The organism is Neisseria sp. P0009.S007, from assembly GCF_051962515.1.
The window spans coordinates 1-17,985 of record NZ_JBQCVF010000033.1 but is presented as its reverse complement, the minus strand read 5'-3'; the positions used below and the strand labels follow the sequence as shown (position 1 = coordinate 17,985).

19 protein-coding genes and 1 pseudogene are annotated in these 17,985 nt (G+C 47.8%); 15 read left to right on the top strand and 5 right to left on the bottom strand.

Going from position 1 to position 17,985, the window contains the following annotated elements:
• The 15 genes from ACTHS3_RS05105 to nqrM all read left to right on the top strand — a co-directional run.
• Nucleotides 1-1,275: HD domain-containing protein (locus ACTHS3_RS05105; RefSeq protein ID WP_440367299.1), on the top strand; the 1,275-nt coding region annotated here is incomplete at its 5' end.
• Nucleotides 1,276-2,065: 790 nt separating this feature from the next.
• On the top strand, nucleotides 2,066-2,542 hold the full coding sequence (locus tag ACTHS3_RS05100) for a pilin (protein ID WP_070695439.1): 477 nt from the start codon (nucleotides 2,066-2,068) through the stop codon (nucleotides 2,540-2,542).
• A gap of 94 nt (nucleotides 2,543-2,636) precedes the next feature.
• Complete coding sequence (locus ACTHS3_RS05095; protein WP_070695441.1) at nucleotides 2,637-3,110, top strand: pilin; 474 nt, start codon at nucleotides 2,637-2,639, stop codon at nucleotides 3,108-3,110.
• 403 nt (nucleotides 3,111-3,513) lie between these two features.
• Nucleotides 3,514-3,996 carry an Lrp/AsnC family transcriptional regulator gene (locus ACTHS3_RS05090; protein ID WP_003684427.1) on the top strand — a complete coding sequence of 161 codons (483 nt, stop codon included), beginning with the start codon at nucleotides 3,514-3,516 and terminating at the stop codon, nucleotides 3,994-3,996.
• 117 nt (nucleotides 3,997-4,113) lie between these two features.
• Entirely contained in the window at nucleotides 4,114-4,710 is a 597-nt protein-coding gene (locus tag ACTHS3_RS05085) for a DUF1415 domain-containing protein (protein ID WP_070503738.1), read from the top strand.
• Nucleotides 4,711-4,724: 14 nt separating this feature from the next.
• Complete coding sequence (locus tag ACTHS3_RS05080; RefSeq protein WP_049336046.1) at nucleotides 4,725-5,084, top strand: YbaN family protein; 360 nt, start codon at nucleotides 4,725-4,727, stop codon at nucleotides 5,082-5,084.
• A gap of 442 nt (nucleotides 5,085-5,526) precedes the next feature.
• Nucleotides 5,527-6,945 (top strand): sodium:proton antiporter, encoded by a 1,419-nt coding sequence (locus ACTHS3_RS05075; protein WP_070625144.1) that lies wholly within the window; start codon nucleotides 5,527-5,529, stop codon nucleotides 6,943-6,945.
• A gap of 337 nt (nucleotides 6,946-7,282) precedes the next feature.
• Nucleotides 7,283-8,626, top strand: coding sequence for a Na(+)-translocating NADH-quinone reductase subunit A (locus tag ACTHS3_RS05070; protein ID WP_440367296.1), 1,344 nt, complete (start codon nucleotides 7,283-7,285; stop codon nucleotides 8,624-8,626).
• A gap of 2 nt (nucleotides 8,627-8,628) precedes the next feature.
• A complete protein-coding gene (locus tag ACTHS3_RS05065; protein WP_440367295.1) occupies nucleotides 8,629-9,861 on the top strand; it encodes an NADH:ubiquinone reductase (Na(+)-transporting) subunit B in 1,233 nt (410 codons plus the stop codon).
• The gene (locus tag ACTHS3_RS05060) at nucleotides 9,854-10,630 is read left to right on the top strand and encodes a Na(+)-translocating NADH-quinone reductase subunit C (protein WP_440367293.1); all 777 of its coding nucleotides are present in this window, start codon (nucleotides 9,854-9,856) and stop codon (nucleotides 10,628-10,630) included. The genes ACTHS3_RS05065 and ACTHS3_RS05060 overlap by 8 nt, the downstream gene beginning before the upstream one ends.
• The gene (locus tag ACTHS3_RS05055) at nucleotides 10,630-11,256 is read left to right on the top strand and encodes an NADH:ubiquinone reductase (Na(+)-transporting) subunit D (RefSeq protein ID WP_003684313.1); all 627 of its coding nucleotides are present in this window, start codon (nucleotides 10,630-10,632) and stop codon (nucleotides 11,254-11,256) included. Before ACTHS3_RS05060 ends, ACTHS3_RS05055 begins: the two co-directional genes overlap by 1 nt.
• Nucleotides 11,257-11,259: 3 nt before the next feature.
• Nucleotides 11,260-11,853: an NADH:ubiquinone reductase (Na(+)-transporting) subunit E gene (gene nqrE / locus ACTHS3_RS05050; protein WP_003684365.1), complete on the top strand. Its 594-nt coding sequence runs from the start codon at nucleotides 11,260-11,262 to the stop codon at nucleotides 11,851-11,853.
• 13 nt (nucleotides 11,854-11,866) lie between these two features.
• Complete coding sequence (gene nqrF / locus ACTHS3_RS05045) at nucleotides 11,867-13,084, top strand: NADH:ubiquinone reductase (Na(+)-transporting) subunit F (protein WP_004519569.1); 1,218 nt, start codon at nucleotides 11,867-11,869, stop codon at nucleotides 13,082-13,084.
• A 132-nt stretch (nucleotides 13,085-13,216) separates the two neighbouring features.
• Complete coding sequence (locus ACTHS3_RS05040; protein ID WP_004519568.1) at nucleotides 13,217-14,284, top strand: FAD:protein FMN transferase; 1,068 nt, start codon at nucleotides 13,217-13,219, stop codon at nucleotides 14,282-14,284.
• 17 nt (nucleotides 14,285-14,301) lie between these two features.
• On the top strand, nucleotides 14,302-14,523 hold the full coding sequence (gene nqrM, locus ACTHS3_RS05035; RefSeq protein ID WP_003680888.1) for a (Na+)-NQR maturation NqrM: 222 nt from the start codon (nucleotides 14,302-14,304) through the stop codon (nucleotides 14,521-14,523).
• A gap of 222 nt (nucleotides 14,524-14,745) precedes the next feature.
• On the opposite strand, the gene rpmG is transcribed toward nqrM, so the two are convergent.
• The 5 genes and pseudogenes from rpmG to ACTHS3_RS05010 all read right to left on the bottom strand — a co-directional run.
• Nucleotides 14,746-14,901 (bottom strand): 50S ribosomal protein L33, encoded by a 156-nt coding sequence (gene rpmG / locus ACTHS3_RS05030; protein WP_003684373.1) that lies wholly within the window; start codon nucleotides 14,899-14,901, stop codon nucleotides 14,746-14,748.
• A gap of 30 nt (nucleotides 14,902-14,931) precedes the next feature.
• Nucleotides 14,932-15,165 (bottom strand): 50S ribosomal protein L28, encoded by a 234-nt coding sequence (gene rpmB, locus ACTHS3_RS05025; RefSeq protein WP_002216391.1) that lies wholly within the window; start codon nucleotides 15,163-15,165, stop codon nucleotides 14,932-14,934.
• A gap of 250 nt (nucleotides 15,166-15,415) precedes the next feature.
• Nucleotides 15,416-16,744 (bottom strand): branched-chain amino acid transport system II carrier protein, encoded by a 1,329-nt coding sequence (gene brnQ, locus ACTHS3_RS05020; RefSeq protein ID WP_083307456.1) that lies wholly within the window; start codon nucleotides 16,742-16,744, stop codon nucleotides 15,416-15,418.
• 1 nt (nucleotide 16,745) lies between these two features.
• Entirely contained in the window at nucleotides 16,746-17,642 is an 897-nt protein-coding gene (locus ACTHS3_RS05015) for a segregation and condensation protein A (RefSeq protein ID WP_070625148.1), read from the bottom strand.
• 92 nt (nucleotides 17,643-17,734) lie between these two features.
• Nucleotides 17,735-17,985 (bottom strand): annotated as a pseudogene (locus tag ACTHS3_RS05010) (hypothetical protein); the annotation flags it as partial.

Below are 17,985 nucleotides of genomic sequence, written 5' to 3'. Positions count from 1 at the left end.
CTCTTCCATATTTACCCCGTAGACGACCACATCCTGACCGTCGTCCGCAATATGCGCCGTCTCGCCATCGAAACCCACAGCCACGAAATGCCCGAAGCCAGCGCCATCATGCAGGCCTATCCACGACCATATGTCCTCTACACCGCCGCCCTGCTGCACGACATCGCTAAAGGCCGTGGCGGCGATCACGCAAAAGAAGGCATCAAAGACGCACAACAATTCGCCGCCAACCACTACTACACCGAAGAAGAAAGCCACCTACTCGCATGGCTGGTTGAAAACCACCTGCTCATGTCCACCGTTGCCCAAAAAGAAGACATCCAAGATCCCCATGTCCTTCAAGCCTTCTGCCGCCGTATTCCCACACGCGAATACCTCGATGCACTCTACCTGCTTACCATTGCCGACATCCGCGGCACCAACCCCAAACTTTGGAACACATGGCGCGCCAGCCTGCTCCAAACTCTCTACCACAGCACCGCTGCCGTTTTAAACAGCAAAAACCACGATCCCGAACGCCTCCCCAACCGACGCGAACAAGCCTCGACCGACCAGCTCACGCGCGCAGCCGTTCCCCTCAAAAACCAACAAAAACTCCGCCGCATCCTCGGCAGCGCATACTACGTCCGCCATCAGACACGGGAAATCCTCTGGCACACCGCAAACCTCGCCTACGACACCCAAAGTCCTGCCGTCCGCAGCCGCATCCTTCCCCAAAGCAACAGCCTTCAAGTCATGGTGTTCATGCCCAATGGCGACCGCCTCTTCGCACGCCTCTGCCGCATCTTCAGCAGCCACCGCTTCGACATCCAAGCCGCCCGCGCCTTCATTACCGAACACGACTACATCCTCGACACCTTTATCCTGCAACTTCCCGACAATCTCCCGCCCGAAGAATATCCCGACCGCCAAAGCGCACTCGAAGCCGAACTCAACAGCTTCATCCACGGCAATACCACCGTCCAAAAACAAAGCGGCCGCCCACACATCAGCCGCCGCATCCGCCACATCCCCATTCCGCCTACCGTAATCATCACCCCCGAAGAAGATTATCCCGGCTGGCACACCATAGACATCACCGCCGTCAACCGCCCCCACCTCCTCGCCGACATCGCCGAGACCTTCTTCGCACACAACATCAGCCTGCGCTACGCCAAAATCACCACCTTGGATCAGCGCATTGAGGACAGCTTCATTACCTACAGCCCATCCCTGCAAGACCCGCAAACCCAAAACACCCTAAAACAAGCATTGATCGAAGTCTTGACCCCATAAAGGCCGTCTGAACATCTTAAAAACATAGGGTGAGCATTTTTTGCTCACCCTAATCACATCCAAATATATAAACATCCTAAATATACCCTTCTCAAACACTCAAGAAATCCAAAGCCTTAAAATTCAAAATCAGACCTTTACTATGACATAAAACTACATTCTAAAATCATAACCCATATGAATATAATTCCAACAACAAAATTTCATTCACCTATTACACCAAACCCTCTTTAAAAATCCTTCCTTCCAAATCTTTTCCCCATTCATATTCAAACAAAATACGCATACAAAATAAAACCTATAAAAAACAAAAAAATAAAATCACAAAATATTAAACTTACCGATTAATCCATAAAAATACCGCCCATCTAAATCAATTAACATATTATTAAATCAAACTAAATTCTGACAAAACGTCACACACCCAAACTTGTCTCCCTTCCCTGTCACAAAAAACACAAAACTGACAAAAAACGTCAACCACCCAATTTCCCTAAAATTCTGAAACTTTCAAACAAAACCACACAAAACTTAAAAATCAAAAAATAATTCCAATAAAAACAATAAACAAAAAATAAAAAATAATTTTTTTAATCAGTTTTGCGCACTTGGCACACCGACTGCTTGAAACAACACGTCCGATAAGGCCCAAGCCTCAAAGCAGCAAGCCCGACGGAAGCTGTATATTCCTTCTTACTTTATGGTTTACTCATAATACATAGTGCCAAGCACATTACGGACTTTTTACTTAAACATAATTATTCACACTTTCAAACTGGAGTTTTAATCAATGAAAGCAATCCAAAAAGGTTTCACCCTGATCGAATTGATGATCGTTATCGCCATCTTGGGCATCTTGGCCGTAATCGCTCTGCCTGCGTACCAAGACTACACTATCCGCGCCAAAGTATCTGAAGGCTTGGGATTAGCTGAACCTGCTAAATTAGCTGTAGCCGAAACAGCTGCTGCTCTTGATGGCTTAAGTAGTGTTACAGCCTATACTACTGGTACAACTGATAAAGCCAAAATGGGTAATACAGGCTACAAATTTGTACCAACTAAATATGTTAAGAGTATTGACATTGCAAATGGTGGGGTAATTACAGTTACCACCCAAGCCACTGGTGCAACAGAAAATCCAGTATTCACATTGACCCCAAGTCAAAATGGTGCCACAGCAGGTACCTCAGATTCAGAAGCTCCTTTGAGTTGGAGTTGTAAATTTACTGGTGGCGAACCTAAACACGTTCCTGCTAACTGCCGCTAATATTGGTATTGCAGTCTAAATAAAAGCAAATCCCATAAGGCAATTATGGGATTTGCTTTATAAAAATAAAAAAACCTGAAAACGATACACTCAAATGAATACCCCATTTCAAGCCCAAAAAGGTTTTACCCTGATTGAGCTGATGATAGTGATCGCCATCCTCGGTATTCTGGTTGTTGTCGCCATACCCACTTACCAAAACTATATCGGTAGGGCGCAAGCCTCCGAAGCACTATACCTTGCCGACGACCTGAAAACCGAAATCAGCATTGCCTCAGCGGTAAATAATCGCCTGCCCAATGCAGAGGATGTCAGTAAACAAGGCTCAATCGGCGTTACCGCTCAACGCATCGGCGGTACATACATCCAAAACGGTGGCGTAACTGTAGAAGCAGATACAGGCAAAATCAGCATTCCTTTCGATAAAGGGCAGAACAAAGGCAAAGTCCTGACCCTGACTCCTTATCGAATTAACAATGACTCGACTTGGTTGTTTAACTGGCAATGCGGCGGAACACTGGATCCGATGATGATTCCCGCCATGTGCCGAGACAACTCAAACGGATAACGACCAAGCATATACCTTAAGAAAAACACAAAAATACATTGCGAAGAAAACACCCCAAACAAAGCCAAATACAAACGCGGAAAACGAATCAAAGCAAAAGAACAAAACTCTCCAAAACAAGGTCATTAAGAGCCTGAATCATCACATTACGAAAATAAATGCCGTCTGAAATCATTTTCAGACGGCCTCTTTATATCTAATCCTAATATGACATAAAACTTTAATCTTGATTAGTTTCAGACGGCCTTCATCTTTTCACAACTACATAAAACAAATTCGCAACACTCCTTATAAGACAATTTGTCGCACATCTGAACTCAATATATAATTTAACCATACAAGTCTTTATTTTTAAGCATTTTTCATTTTCAAAACATACATTGTCTACATTGGGAGAACCATCATGCCTCATCTAAACTTGGATAAAACGGATTTAAAGATTCTGCAGGTTTTGCAGGAAAATGGGCGGTTGAGCAATGTTGAGCTTTCTGAAAAAGTGGCGCTCTCCCCTTCTCCCTGCCTGCGCCGTCTCAAACAGCTTGAAGATGCGGGCATCATTCAAAAATACGCCGCCCAGCTTTCTCCCGTATCTTTGGGCTTGGGTTTGCAGGCTTTTATCCGTGTATCGATTAGCAAGGCAAAAGATGCGCGCGAGGATTTTTCCGAATCTGTCCGCGCTTGGCCTGAAGTATTGAGCTGCTTTGCTTTAACGGGTGAAACCGACTATCTGCTCCATGCCTTTTTTACCGATATGAACGCATTTTCCCATTTTGTTTTGGACACGCTGCTTTCACACCACGGCGTGCAAGATGCGCAATCGAGTTTTGTGTTGAAAGAAATTAAAAACACGACCGCTCTGCCTTTGGTTCATTTGGTTCAGGATTGATGATTTGAAACTGATAAAGGCCGTCTGTTGTTCAGACGGCCTTTTAAATTCCAATGGTTTGCTTTCACATCCATACACTTGTATTCTTTTTAAGAATAATTCACATAAGCTTTTACTATGACTAACACCACCCATCTCGATATCGATACTGTTTCAGAACATACCAAACAATGGCTGGAAAAAGCCGTTATCGGGCTGAATCTCTGCCCGTTTGCCAAAGCGCCGCACGTTAAAAACCTGGTTCGCATCGTTGTCAGCGAAGCCCGTCATTTAGACGGTTTCCTTGAGGACTTGGATCGTGAATTGCAGCTTCTGGGCAATACACCCGCTTCAGAATTGGAAACCACTTTACTGGTTCATCCAACGCTATTCCCTGATTTTGAAACCTTCAACCAAATGCTGGAAATTGCCGACGATGCCGTTGTAGAAAACGAATTGGAAGGCATTGTCCAAATTGCACCGTTCCATCCCGATTTCCAATTTGAAGGCACTGAAGCCGACGACATCAGCAACTACACCAATCGCTCACCCTATCCGACTTTGCACTTGATTCGTGAAGACAGTATTGCCAAAGCGGCTGAAGCATTTCCCGATGCCTCGGCAATTTTCGACCGCAATATCGCACTGCTGGAAAAAATGGGGCATGAGGGCTGGGATAAGTTAGACATTCCACGTTGTCCATTTCCACATCACAAGCCATCTGAAAACAAATAATTGGTGATGGGAAGATGGTTCGCTATTTATTGATTTTTTGCGGCGCATTGTCGCTCGTCTTGGGCATTATCGGCATTTTCCTGCCATTACTGCCGACTACGCCTTTCATTTTATTGACCGCCGCCTGCTGGGCAAAAGCTTCTCCGCGCTTTCACAATTGGCTGTATCATCACCGCCACTTTGGTCCGATCATACAAAACTGGGAAAACAACGGCGCTGTGCCACGCAAGGCAAAGTTCTTCGCTATCGGCATGATGGCCATTTCTTGCCTTTTTATGTTTTGGCAATTTCCAGAACGCTGGTGGATTGGTGCCGTTTCATCAATCTTCTGTAGCTGCGTGGCAGTGTGGATGTGGTTACGGCCGGAGGCATAAAATAAAACAGGTGGGCATTTTCGCTTACCTGTTTTTTATTTTCATACCCAATTTATCCATCAAAACAATCAGTAAGAACCAAAACACCCTATTCGACCCTCATTTTTCAGACGGCCTCCATTTATTCAATTAAATGTAAATTTTAGCTAAAATTAATTCAAAGTATTTTTTCGATAGCATTATTTCCGATATTTCAAACTCCTGTTTCAAAACCATTTTTTTACTACCTCCAACTATTCTACTCATTTTGATTCCTTTATTTGTATCAACATTTCTTTTGATTCCAACACTCTAAACCGTCCCTTAACACTTGCTTTGCGTTATACTTTCCCCTGACACAACCGCGCAGTTCGTCTGGATATTTTCAGACGGCCTGAATATTTCACCGCCGTGCTTTCTCAACGAAGTTCCTCACGGTGCAACAGAATAAAAAGGAAATACTATGCGCTCTCTCTCATTTTTACTGCTTCTTGCCGCCTTTCCTGCTGCGGCATCCGATTTTGACGGCTCATCCGCAAGCCTGCTTTGGGGTCTGCCGTTTGCACTGATTCTCTTGTCCATTGCACTCGGACCTCTGTTTTTCTCCCATATTTGGCACCACCACTTCGGCAAAATTACAGCGTTTTGGACGCTGCTGTTTTTAACGCCGTTTATCATCACCTTTGGTTTCGGAGCCGGCGTACATACCGTTGCCCATGCGTTGGTTGAAGAATATATCCCCTTTATCCTGCTGCTTTTAGCGCTCTATACCATTTCAGGCGGTATTTTTGTCAGCGGCGATTTGCACGGCTCACCTAAATTGAATACAACCCTGTTGGCAGTCGGCACGGCTTTGTCTTCCATCATGGGGACAACAGGCGCGGCGATGTTGATGATTCGTCCGCTTTTGAAAGCCAACCATAAACGCCACTACCGCGTTCACATCGTGATTTTCTTCATTTTCTTGGTAGCAAATATCGGCGGCGGTCTGACTCCTTTAGGTGATCCTCCGCTGTTCTTAGGATTCCTGAAAGGCGTAGATTTCATGTGGACGGTCAAACACATGCTGATGCCTGTATTAATCAGTTCTGTGATTTTGCTAGCCGTTTTCTACATCATCGACAGCCAACACTTCAACCGTGAACAAAGCGAGCACCTTGCTCCCGCTCCTTCCGATAAAGAAGAAAAAATCAAAATTTACGGCAAATGGAATTTCCTGTTACTGGCCGGCGTAGTCGGTGCGGTTTTGCTGTCCGGTTTGTGGAAACCAAATCATCCGGGCTTTGAAATCTTGGGCAGCCATTACGCTTTGCAAAACCTGATGCGCGATGGCATTTTGCTGGCTTTGACCGCCGTATCTTGGATTATCACGCCCAAACAGGTACGCGCAGGCAATGAGTTCAACTTCGAGCCGATTGCCGAAGTGGGCAAACTGTTTTTGGGTATTTTCATTACCATTTCCCCCGTCTTGGCAATTTTGAAAGCCGGCGAAACAGGTGCATTGGCTTCCGTTGTTTCTCTGGTTCACGACTCGGCAGGCAATCCGATTAATGTGATGTATTTCTGGATGAGCGGCATTTTGTCGGCATTCTTGGATAACGCGCCGACTTATTTGGTGTTCTTCAATATGGCCGGTGGCGATGCCCAAGCCTTGATGACAGGCCATCTGTTCCATTCGCTGCTGGCAGTATCCATGGGTTCCGTATTTATGGGTGCGCTCACTTATATCGGTAATGCGCCGAACTTCATGGTCAAAGCCATTGCCGAACAACGCGGAGTACCGATGCCTTCCTTCTTCGGCTACATGGCATGGTCGGTGATTGTATTGGTACCGCTGTTTGCCCTGCATACGATGATTTTCTTCGTTTGGCAGCTCTTTTAAACTTAGAGGCCGTCTGAAATTCAGACGGCCTTTTATTTTCAGCTACATCATCAAACATAGCGTTTAAATATCAATCAGTTAAAAATTATTTCTCTTAACACTCGATTACATATTCCTACTTTTTTCCCACTTTTCCCGTAAAAATAAGCGTAAAACTGACATAAAACAGCCTATACCTGATAAAATCTAAAGCTTTGTTGTTTGTGTTTATTCGTTGTTTTTATAGCAAACCTCTGCTTTTTTCAGACGGCCCATCCTTTGTTTCAAAGCATTACATGCCGTCTGAAAAAACAATCCGACATCCGAATCTCAACCCACCAAAAAGTAACGCATCCTTATGATTAAGATAAAAAAAGGCTTAGACCTACCTATCGCAGGCAGACCGGAGCAAGTCATTTATGACGGCCCGGCCATTACCGAAGTCGCGTTGCTTGGCGAAGAATATGTCGGCATGCGCCCCTCGATGAAAATCAAGGAAGGCGAAGCCGTCAAAAAAGGCCAAGTGCTGTTTGAAGACAAAAAGAATCCGGGCGTAGTATTTACTGCTCCGGCTTCAGGCAAAATCGCCGCGATTCACCGTGGCGAAAAGCGCGTACTTCAGTCAGTCGTGATTGCCGTTGAAGGCAACGACGAAATCGAGTTCGAACGCTACGCACCTGAAGCGCTGGCAAAATTGAGCAGCGAAGAAGTGCGCCGCAACCTGATTCAATCCGGTTTGTGGACTGCGCTGCGCACCCGTCCGTTCAGCAAAATCCCTGCCGTCGATGCCGAGCCGTTCGCCATCTTCGTCAATGCGATGGACACCAATCCGCTGGCTGCCGACCCTACGGTCATTATCAAAGAAGCCGCCGAGGACTTCAAACGCGGCCTATTGGTATTAAGCCGCCTGACCGAGCGTAAAATCCATGTGTGTAAAGCAGCCGGCGCAGATGTGCCGTCTGAAAACGCTGCCAACATCGAAACACATGAATTTGGCGGTCCGCACCCTGCCGGTTTGAGTGGCACGCACATTCATTTCATCGAGCCAGTTGGTGCGAACAAAACCGTTTGGACCATCAATTATCAAGATGTGATTGCCATTGGCCGTTTGTTTACAACAGGCCGTCTGAACACCGAGCGCGTAATTGCCTTGGGCGGCTCTCAAGTCAACAAACCGCGCCTCTTGCGTACCGTTTTGGGTGCGAAAGTATCGCAAATTACTACGGGCGAATTGGTTGACGCAGACAACCGCGTGATTTCCGGCTCAGTATTAAACGGCGCGATCGCACAAGGCGCGCACGATTACCTCGGCCGCTACCACAATCAGATTTCCGTTATCGAAGAAGGCCGCAGCAAAGAGCTGTTCGGCTGGGTTGCGCCACAACCGGACAAATACTCCATCACGCGCACAACCCTCGGCCATTTCCTGAAAAACAAACTCTTCAAGTTCAACACAGCCGTCAACGGCGGCGACCGCGCCATGGTACCGATCGGCACTTACGAGCGCGTGATGCCCTTGGATATCCTGCCTACCCTGCTCTTGCGCGATTTAATCGTCGGCGATACCGACAGCGCTCAGGCATTGGGTTGCTTGGAATTGGACGAAGAAGACCTCGCTTTGTGCAGCTTCGTCTGCCCGGGTAAATACGAATACGGCCCGCTGTTGCGCAAGGTGCTGGAAACCATTGAGAAGGAAGGCTGATTATGGGCTTGAAACATTTTCTTGAAAAAATCGAACCGCACTTCCTGCCGGGCGGCAAACATGAAAAATGGTATGCCCTCTACGAAGCTGCGGCGACGATTTTCTATACATCCGGCGCGGTAACGCGCAAAGCGGCCCACGTCCGCGATGCGCTCGACTCCAAGCGCATGATGATTTTGGTGTGGCTGGCTTTGTTCCCCGCCATGTTCTACGGTATGTACAACGTCGGCGTACAGGCATTCGGTGCGTTAACGCCTGATTTGCTGCAACAAAATATCGCCAACGACTGGCATTACGCCCTTGCCAACGCTTTGGGCATCAATATGTCGTCTGAAGCGGGCGTGTTGGGCAAAATGCTGTTCGGCGCGATTTTCTTCCTGCCGATTTACGCGACTGTATTTGTTGTGGGCGGCTTCTGGGAAGTTTTGTTCGCATCCGTACGCAAACACGAAATCAACGAAGGTTTCTTCGTGACTTCGATTCTGTTTGCTTTGATCGTTCCTCCTACCCTGCCTTTGTGGCAAGCGGCTTTAGGTATTTCTTTCGGCGTTGTGGTTGCGAAAGAAGTATTCGGCGGTACAGGTAAAAACTTCATGAACCCTGCTCTGGCAGGCCGTGCGTTCCTGTTCTTCGCCTACCCTGCCAACATTACCGGCGATACCATTTGGACTGCGGTTGACGGCTATTCAGGTGCCACTGCTTTGGCACAATGGGCGGCACACGGTGTAGACGGCCTGAAAAACGCTGTAACCGGTCAAAACATTTCTTGGATGGACGCATTTATTGGTAACGTACCCGGCTCAATCGGCGAAGTATCCACTTTGGCGCTCTTAATCGGCGGCGCGTTTATCGCGTTCGCCCGCATTGCCTCTTGGCGCATTATCGCCGGCGTGATGATCGGTATGATTGCCATGTCTTCACTGTTTAACTTCATCGGTTCTGACACCAACGCCATGTTCTCCATGCCTTGGTACTGGCACTTGGTAGTCGGCGGCTTCGCCATCGGTATGCTGTTTATGGCGACCGACCCTGTTTCCGCTTCCTTTACCAATGTCGGCAAATGGTGGTACGGCGCGCTTATCGGTGTAATGTGCGTATTGATCCGCGTGGTCAACCCTGCTTACCCCGAAGGCATGATGTTGGCGATTCTGTTTGCCAACCTGTTTGCCCCGATTTTCGACTATTTCGTCGCACAAGCGAACATCAAACGCAGAAAGGCGCGCAGCAATGGCTAAGAAATTCGATAAAGACAGCTTCAGCGGCACGCTGATTGTGGTATTGGTTGTCAGCCTGATTTGTTCCATCATCGTTGCTGGTGCGGTCGTTGGCTTGAAACCAATCCAAGAGAAACAAAAACTCCAAGACAAACAAGGCTATATCTTGAGCGTAGCCGGTTTGATGGATAAAAACACCGACATCAGCAAAACCTTTGCCGAGCGTATTGAGCAACGCGTTGTCGATTTGGCAACAGGCGAATACGTGAAAGACGCGCCGAAAGACTTCAGCGCGCGCATCGCAGGCAAAGACCCTGCCCAAAGCATCCAAATCAAACCCGAAGACGATTTGGCCGGCATCAAAAGCCGTGCCAAATACACTGAGGTTTACTTGGTAAAAGGCGAAGACGGCAAAGTCAGCCAAATCATCCTGCCTATGCACGGTAACGGCTTGTGGTCTGTCATGTACGGTTTTGTCGCCATTCAACCCGACGGCAACACCATCAACGGCATCACCTACTACGACCAAGGTGAAACCCCGGGCTTGGGCGGCGAAATCGGCAATCCTCTGTGGCAACAAAAATTCGTCGGCAAAAAACTGTTTGACGAACAAGGCAAACTTGCCCTGCACGTCGGCAAAGGCGCAAGCTCAGACAAAGAACACGGCGTAGATGCCCTCTCCGGCGCATCGCTGACGTCTAAAGGTGTGCAAGGTTCGTTCGACTACTGGTTCGGCGAAAACGGCTATATCCCCTACCTGAACAAATTGAAATCAGCAGGAGCACAATAATGGCTGACATGAAACGCTTGAAATATTTGATGTTTTCACCCTTTATCGACAACAACCCGATTGCCTTGCAGGTTTTGGGTATTTGTTCGGCTTTGGCGGTTACCACCAAACTTCAGACGGCCATCGTAATGGGTATTTCCGTAGCTTTGGTAACCGGTTTTTCCAGCTTCTTCATTTCTTTGGTACGCAACTACATCCCTAACAGCATCCGTATTATTGTGCAAATGGCGATTGTTGCTTCCTTGGTAACGCTGGTTGACCAACTGCTCCAAGCCTTTGCTTATGAGCTGTCCAAACAGCTGTCCGTATTCGTCGGCCTAATTATTACCAACTGTATCGTAATGGGCCGTGCCGAAGCATTCGCAATGAAAGAGCCGCCGCTGGAAAGCTTGGTTGACGGTATCGGCAACGGCGCAGGTTACGGCATGATGTTGATCATCATCGCAACCATCCGCGAACTGATCGGCTCTGGCAAGCTCTTTGGCTACACCATTTTCCAAACCGTACAAGATGGCGGCTGGTATCAAACCAACGGCTTGTTCCTGCTCGCCCCTAGCGCGTTCTTCATCATCGGCTTCTTGGTATGGGGTCTGCGCACTTGGAAACCTGAACAGGCGGAGAAATAACACATGGAACATTACTTAAGCCTCTTTGTAAAATCCGTCTTTCTGGAAAACATGGCACTTTCCTTCTTCTTGGGGATGTGTACGTTTTTGGCGGTATCTAAAAAAGTATCCACTGCATTCGGTTTGGGCGTTGCCGTAACTTTCGTACTCGGCCTGTCCGTCCCAGCCAACCAACTTGTTTACTCGCTGTTGAAAGACGGTGCGCTGGTTGAAGGCGTAGACCTGACCTTCCTGAAATTCATCACCTTCATCGGCGTGATTGCTGCTTTGGTGCAGATTTTGGAAATGTTCTTGGATAAATTCGTCCCTGCCCTCTACAACGCATTGGGTATCTACCTGCCTCTGATTACCGTAAACTGCGCGATTTTCGGTGCCGTATCATTTATGGCGCAACGCGAATACAACTTCGGCGAGTCCGTTGTATATGGTTTCGGTGCAGGTCTGGGCTGGCTTTTGGCTATTGTCGCTTTGGCGGGCATTACCGAAAAAATGAAATATTCGGATGTCCCTAAAGGCCTCAAAGGCTTGGGCATTACCTTTATCGCTGCTGGCCTGATGGCAATGGCGTTTATGTCGTTCTCCGGCATCCAGTTATAAGAAAGGAATCGGCATGGAGATTATTTTAGGTATCGTGATGTTCACCCTCATCGTCTTGGTGTTGGCACTGATGATTCTGTTTGCCAAATCCAAGTTGGTGAGCGAAGGCGACATCACCATCAAAGTCAATAACGAAAAAGAGCTGACGATGCCTGCCGGCGGCAAACTGCTGGGTGCGCTTGCCAGCCAAGGCATCTTCGTTCCTTCCGCCTGCGGTGGCGGCGGCTCATGCGGTCAGTGCCGCGTTGTCGTGAAAAGCGGCGGTGGCGACATTCTGCCAACTGAGTTGTCCCACATCAGCAAACGCGAAGCGCGCGAAGGCTGCCGCCTGTCTTGTCAGGTCAACGTTAAAACCGACATGGACATCGAAGTACCGGAAGAAGTGTTCGGTGTGAAAAAATGGGAATGCACCGTCATCTCCAATGACAACAAAGCAACGTTCATTAAAGAACTCAAGCTTGCCATTCCTGAAGGTGAAGAAGTTCCTTTCCGCGCCGGCGGCTACATCCAAATTGAAGCTCCTCCTCATACTGTCGCCTACAAAGACTTCGACATTCCTAAGGAATACCACGAAGACTGGGACAAATACAATCTGTGGCAATATGTTTCCAAAGTGGACGAGCCGATTTTGCGCGCTTACTCCATGGCTTCATATCCAGAAGAAAAAGGCATCATCATGCTGAACGTGCGTATCGCCACGCCGCCTCCGCGCGTACCCGATGCGCCTCCGGGACAAATGTCGTCCTACATCTGGTCGCTTAAACCCGGCGACAAAGTAACCATCTCCGGCCCGTTTGGCGAATTCTTCGCCAAAGACACCGATGCCGAAATGGTATTTATCGGCGGTGGTGCGGGTATGGCTCCGATGCGTTCCCACATTTTCGACCAGCTGAAACGTTTGAACTCCAAACGTAAGATTACCTTCTGGTATGGTGCACGTTCTAAACGCGAGATGTTCTATGTTGAAGACTTCGACCAACTCGCAGCAGAATTCCCGAACTTCACATGGCACGTCGCCCTGTCCGACCCATTGCCTGAAGACAACTGGGACGGTTACACAGGCTTCATTCACAACGTGGTTTACGAAAACCACCTGAAAAACCATGAAGCACCTGAAGACTGCGAATTCTACATGTGCGGCCCTCCGATCATGAACCAGTCCGTGATCAAAATGCTCAAAGATTTGGGCGTGGAAGACGAAAACATCCTCTTGGACGATTTCGGTGGTTAACAGACAAAAAGGAAGAAACTTCGGTTTCTTCCTTTTTTATTGCCAGGCCGTCTGAAAACCATACTTTCAGACGGCCTGAACCTTTCTTTTACGATACAATAAAGGCTTCAAAAAATAATCCGCAAATCCCTTATGCTGTTTCTTTCCAATTCGTTTTACCGTCCGATAATCGGTTGTACCGTTGCCATCGTTTCCGCACTCACGCTCTCTGCCTGCCAACCTGAAAAACAACAAACCATCACCCTGCAAGGCGAGACCATGGGCACGACCTATACCGTCAAATATCTTTCAGACGGCCAAGACAAACTCCCCTCCCCTGCCGAAATACAAAAACGCATTGATGACGCGCTTAAAGAAGTCAATCGGCAAATGTCTACTTACCAGACTGATTCCGAAATCAGCCAATTCAACCAGCTGCGTACCGTCAATCAGGCCATGCCCATTTCCCAAGACTTTGCCTATGTAACCGGCGAAGCCTTGCGTTTAAACAAACTGACGCACGGCGCACTGGACGTAACCGTCGGTCCTTTGGTCAACCTTTGGGGATTCGGCCCGCAAAAAGAAATTACACACGAACCGACTGCACAAGAAATCCAACATGCTTCAGAAATGGTCGGTACGGACAAACTCAAACTTTCCCAAAACGGACAGCAGCCTACACTGGCGAAAACCCATCCCGAAGTCTATTTAGACCTATCCTCCATCGCCAAAGGCTTTGGCGTGGATAAAACTGCCGCCGAACTTGAAAAACTCAATATCGGCAATTATTTGGTAGAAATCGGAGGCGAGTTACATGGCAAAGGCCACAATGCGCAAGGCAACCCTTGGCGTATCGGCATCGAGCAGCCCAATATCGTTCAAGGCGGCGCCACACAAATCACCATTCCATTGGACAATAAATCACTGGCCACATCCGGCGACTACCGCATTTTCCATGTCGATAAGTCAGGCCGCCGCCTTTCCCATATCATCAACCCTAAAACCAAACAACCCATCAGCCACAACCTTGCTTCCATCAGCGTAGTAGCAGAAAACGCCACACTTGCAGACGGCCTTTCCACCGGATTGTTCGTTCTCGGAGAAACTGAAGCACTTAAACTTGCCGAGCAAGAAAATCTCGCCGTTTTCCTTATCATCCGGACCCCGCAAGGCGGCTACCATACTAAAATGTCTAGCGCATTCAAGAAATTATTAAACTAATCTTCAGGAATACACACATGAAAACCCTCCTCCTTACTTTCGGCATTTTTATCATTGTCATCCTCGGTATGGCAGTCGGCTATATCTTCTCCAAACGCACCATTAAAGGCAGCTGCGGCGGCATTTCCTCTCTCGGCATGAAGAAAATGTGTGATTGCGACACGCCATGCGATACCTTGCAAAAAGAGCTGGATAAAAAACAACATTCCGACAACCAAGGCATCAAGGTCGATCATTAAGTCGTTGTTGAATGTTTATTAGTGATGTAAGGATGCTTATCCCCTATCAGGCCGTCTGAAAAATAAAAGAGCGTAATCCCAATGGATACACGCTCTTTTATTTTGCCTCTTCCAAAGCAATCCAACCATCTTGCACACCCGTTTAAAACAAAACACTCCAAACCAATCGAGAAAAAAGAAAAGCTCCTGAAAAACAGGAGCTTTTTCTTGGAAGAAACCGGATTATTTCAATTTAGTTTCTTTGTAAATAACGTGTTTACGGGCTACTGGGTCAAATTTTTTGATTTCCAGTTTGCCAGGCATCGTACGTTTGTTTTTAGTAGTTGTGTAGAAGTGACCAGTACCAGCACTGGACTCCAGTTTGATTTTATCGCGCATTGCAGTAATCCTTAATTAATGGTGTTTAAATTAAGCTTCGCCGCGAGCACGCAAATCAGCCAATACGACATCAATGCCTACTTTATCGATGGTGCGCAATGCAGCGTTAGAAACGCGCAGGCGAACCCAGCGGTTTTCACTTTCTACCCAGAAACGACGTGATTGCAAGTTAGGCAAAAAACGACGTTTGGTTTTGTTGTTGGCGTGTGATACGTTATTGCCAGACATCGGGCGCTTACCGGTCACTTTGCAAACTCGTGCCATGGTTAGTCTCCAAACTTCTAAAATAGTAAAACGCGATTTATACCACGAAATCCGCCTTCAGTTCAAGTCGTTTGCTGAAAAAACGGGATTTGTGGAAATAAATCTTCTCAATATGTTGCATCTGCGAAACGGTATTCCGCAAAGCCTTAACTTTTCAATTATAACGGATTTCTTTAAAAAAATCATCTGTCGTTTGCGTGGTCGGCGAAATAAACAGGCCGTCTGAACATTTCAGACGGCCTGTTTATCATCATGCTTTTTTCTTCAACGCCGCATTCAAAATACAGCCGAGTATAAAGCAGGCTAAAGAGGGAACAACCCACCCTAAACCGATATTGTAAAACGGCAATGCGCGCTCGATGGCAGCTGCGGTATCGGCATCAAATCCAAACGCGGCCTTATAGGCATCGAGCAAGCCGACCATAAGGGCCGCCATCATGGTACAGAAATAGACAATACGGCCGCCGCCAAACAGTTTATCTGTCAAAGCCAGCAAAATGATGACGATAGTCAGCGGATACAACAGCATCAACATAGGGATGGAAAACTGCAAAATCGCTGACAGGCCTTTGTTGGCCAACAGGATAGACACCACTGTATTCAGTATCACAAAAACTTTATAAGAAATACCCGGGCAAAGACGGTTGAAATATTCGGCGCATGAAGTAATCAAGCCAACCGCCGTACTCAGACAGGCAAGCAGCACCATGACACCAAGCAACACAATACCGGCCGTACCGAAATAGTGCTGTGCGGTTTTAGACAAAACCGACGCGCCGTTTTCCTGCAAACCGATACCGGCCACACCTGTCGCACCCATATAGCCGATAAACAGGTAAACCACTGCCAAACAAGAAGCCGCCAACACACCGGAAATCGTCGTGGTCTTCAGCAAGTCCGCACGGTTGTCCACGCCCATGGCGCGAACGGCATCGATGACGATAATGGCAAACACCAGCGAAGCTAGCGCGTCCATGGTGCCATAGCCTTCCAAAATGCCTTTAACCAACGGATGAGTGGCAAAATCGCCTTGCGCCGCCTGCGGCACGCCCATTGGATTAATGGCGGCATAGCCGACCAATATCGCAATTGACAGCAACAAAACAGGCGTGAGGATTTTACCGATACGGTCAACCAGCTTCCCCGGGGAAATCGACAGCCAATAAGTCATGCCGAAAAACACCAGGCTGAACACGGCCAATGCGATGTTTTTCCAAGATTCATCAATGAAAGGGGAAATCGCGGTTTCAAAAGACACTGTCGCCGTACGCGGCATGGCAAACAGAGGGCCGATTGCCAGATAGAGCGCGGTGGCAAAAGTCACGCCGTGCCAAGGCGCAACACGGGAAGCCAATGCCTCCACATCGCGCGAGCCGGAATAGCCGACGGCAATCACGCCCAATAATGGCAAACCTGCGCCCGTCAGCAAAAAGCCAAACATGGCCGAAAGCCAGTTTTCACCGGCCTGCTGCCCTAAAAAAGCAGGAAAAATCAGATTCCCCGCCCCAAAAAACAGGGCAAACAACATTAAGCCCACTGCCCATAAAGAAGCTTTGTTGTGACTTGTCGTCGAATCCATTTTAGTTCTCTTTTTTCAAATTCTCATTATCGGTTTCATCGGCTTCAAGGCCGTCTGAAAGCATTTCAGCTTCGTTTGTTTCCAAACCGTCTTTCAGGCTGATTTCGATTTCACCATAATTTTCAGGCTGCACGATACGCACCAAGCCTTCTTTAGCCAATTCCAGCAATGCAATAAAATTGACTACCACATATGTCGCGCCCTGCTCCGGCTTAAACAAATCGCTGAACTTGCTGATACCGCTTTCATTCAAACGGCGCAAAATTGCCGTCATCTGCGCGCGCACGGAAATGGTTTCCCGCACCACTTCATGACTGCGCGTATGCTTGGCACGCGACAAAATACCCAACCAAGCCTGCGTCAAATCGGCAACGTACACTTCCGGCAACTTCGCTTCGACCGCAATTTCCAGCGGCAAATACGCCCAAGCAAAATCACGTCCGGCACGCGGCAACGCGTCCAAGCCCTGAGCCGCCAGCTTCATCTGTTCGTAAGCCAACAGACGGCGCACCAATTCGGCACGCGGATCCGCCTCTTCATCCTCAACTTCTTCAGGACGCGGCAGAAGCAGGCGCGATTTAATTTCAATCAGCATCGCCGCCATCAGCAGGTATTCCGCTGCCAAATCAAACTGATATGCTTCCATTTGGGCAATATAGTGCAGATACTGCTCGGTAATCTTCACCATAGGAATATCGAGGACATCGATATTTTGCTTGCGAATAAGGTACAGCAGCAAATCCAACGGCCCTTGGAAGCTGCTCAATACCACCTTCAACGCATCAGGCGGAATAAACAAATCCTGCGGCACATCGGTAACAGGCTGACCGAACACCCACGCAACGGTATGTTCAGACGGCGTTGCAGCAGTAGAAGAAATAAGGTGTTCTGAAGACATGGTTAAAGGGTCTTTTTCTTTTTAAGTTTAGTAAGAAGTTTCATCAATAAAAGGCCGTCTGAAACAAGGACAAGCCGTTTTTAATATAAAAATCAGCGGTTTTTACGATTGATTTGCAAAGAAACAATGGCGACGGCAAAGGTCTGCGCCAAGGCCATACCCAACAGCGGCAGGCTGGCGAAAACTGAACCCGTCAGTACCGAACCGATATCTCGGGACAACACAAAACCATCCCTCGCAAGCATCGCCACCATCAAAGCCAACAGCAGCAAACTTTCGCAGCCGACCAAAAGCCAAATCATTTTAACCGAACGGCGTTTGCGCCATTTCATGATACCGGCGT

Excerpts from the sequence above, each read along its gene's own strand:
- ACTHS3_RS05100 (WP_070695439.1), top strand. The coding sequence starts at position 2,066 with ATGAAAGCAATCCAAAAAGGTTTCACCCTGATCGAATTGATGATCGTT.
- ACTHS3_RS05095 (WP_070695441.1), top strand. The coding sequence starts at position 2,637 with ATGAATACCCCATTTCAAGCCCAAAAAGGTTTTACCCTGATTGAGCTG.
- ACTHS3_RS05090 (WP_003684427.1), top strand. The coding sequence starts at position 3,514 with ATGCCTCATCTAAACTTGGATAAAACGGATTTAAAGATTCTGCAGGTT.
- ACTHS3_RS05085 (WP_070503738.1), top strand. The coding sequence starts at position 4,114 with ATGACTAACACCACCCATCTCGATATCGATACTGTTTCAGAACATACC.
- ACTHS3_RS05080 (WP_049336046.1), top strand. The coding sequence starts at position 4,725 with ATGGTTCGCTATTTATTGATTTTTTGCGGCGCATTGTCGCTCGTCTTG.
- ACTHS3_RS05075 (WP_070625144.1), top strand. The coding sequence starts at position 5,527 with ATGCGCTCTCTCTCATTTTTACTGCTTCTTGCCGCCTTTCCTGCTGCG.
- ACTHS3_RS05070 (WP_440367296.1), top strand. The coding sequence starts at position 7,283 with ATGATTAAGATAAAAAAAGGCTTAGACCTACCTATCGCAGGCAGACCG.
- ACTHS3_RS05065 (WP_440367295.1), top strand. The coding sequence starts at position 8,629 with ATGGGCTTGAAACATTTTCTTGAAAAAATCGAACCGCACTTCCTGCCG.
- ACTHS3_RS05060 (WP_440367293.1), top strand. The coding sequence starts at position 9,854 with ATGGCTAAGAAATTCGATAAAGACAGCTTCAGCGGCACGCTGATTGTG.
- ACTHS3_RS05055 (WP_003684313.1), top strand. The coding sequence starts at position 10,630 with ATGGCTGACATGAAACGCTTGAAATATTTGATGTTTTCACCCTTTATC.
- nqrE (WP_003684365.1), top strand. The coding sequence starts at position 11,260 with ATGGAACATTACTTAAGCCTCTTTGTAAAATCCGTCTTTCTGGAAAAC.
- nqrF (WP_004519569.1), top strand. The coding sequence starts at position 11,867 with ATGGAGATTATTTTAGGTATCGTGATGTTCACCCTCATCGTCTTGGTG.
- ACTHS3_RS05040 (WP_004519568.1), top strand. The coding sequence starts at position 13,217 with ATGCTGTTTCTTTCCAATTCGTTTTACCGTCCGATAATCGGTTGTACC.
- nqrM (WP_003680888.1), top strand. The coding sequence starts at position 14,302 with ATGAAAACCCTCCTCCTTACTTTCGGCATTTTTATCATTGTCATCCTC.
- rpmG (WP_003684373.1), bottom strand. The coding sequence starts at position 14,901 with ATGCGCGATAAAATCAAACTGGAGTCCAGTGCTGGTACTGGTCACTTC.
- rpmB (WP_002216391.1), bottom strand. The coding sequence starts at position 15,165 with ATGGCACGAGTTTGCAAAGTGACCGGTAAGCGCCCGATGTCTGGCAAT.
- brnQ (WP_083307456.1), bottom strand. The coding sequence starts at position 16,744 with ATGGATTCGACGACAAGTCACAACAAAGCTTCTTTATGGGCAGTGGGC.
- ACTHS3_RS05015 (WP_070625148.1), bottom strand. The coding sequence starts at position 17,642 with ATGTCTTCAGAACACCTTATTTCTTCTACTGCTGCAACGCCGTCTGAA.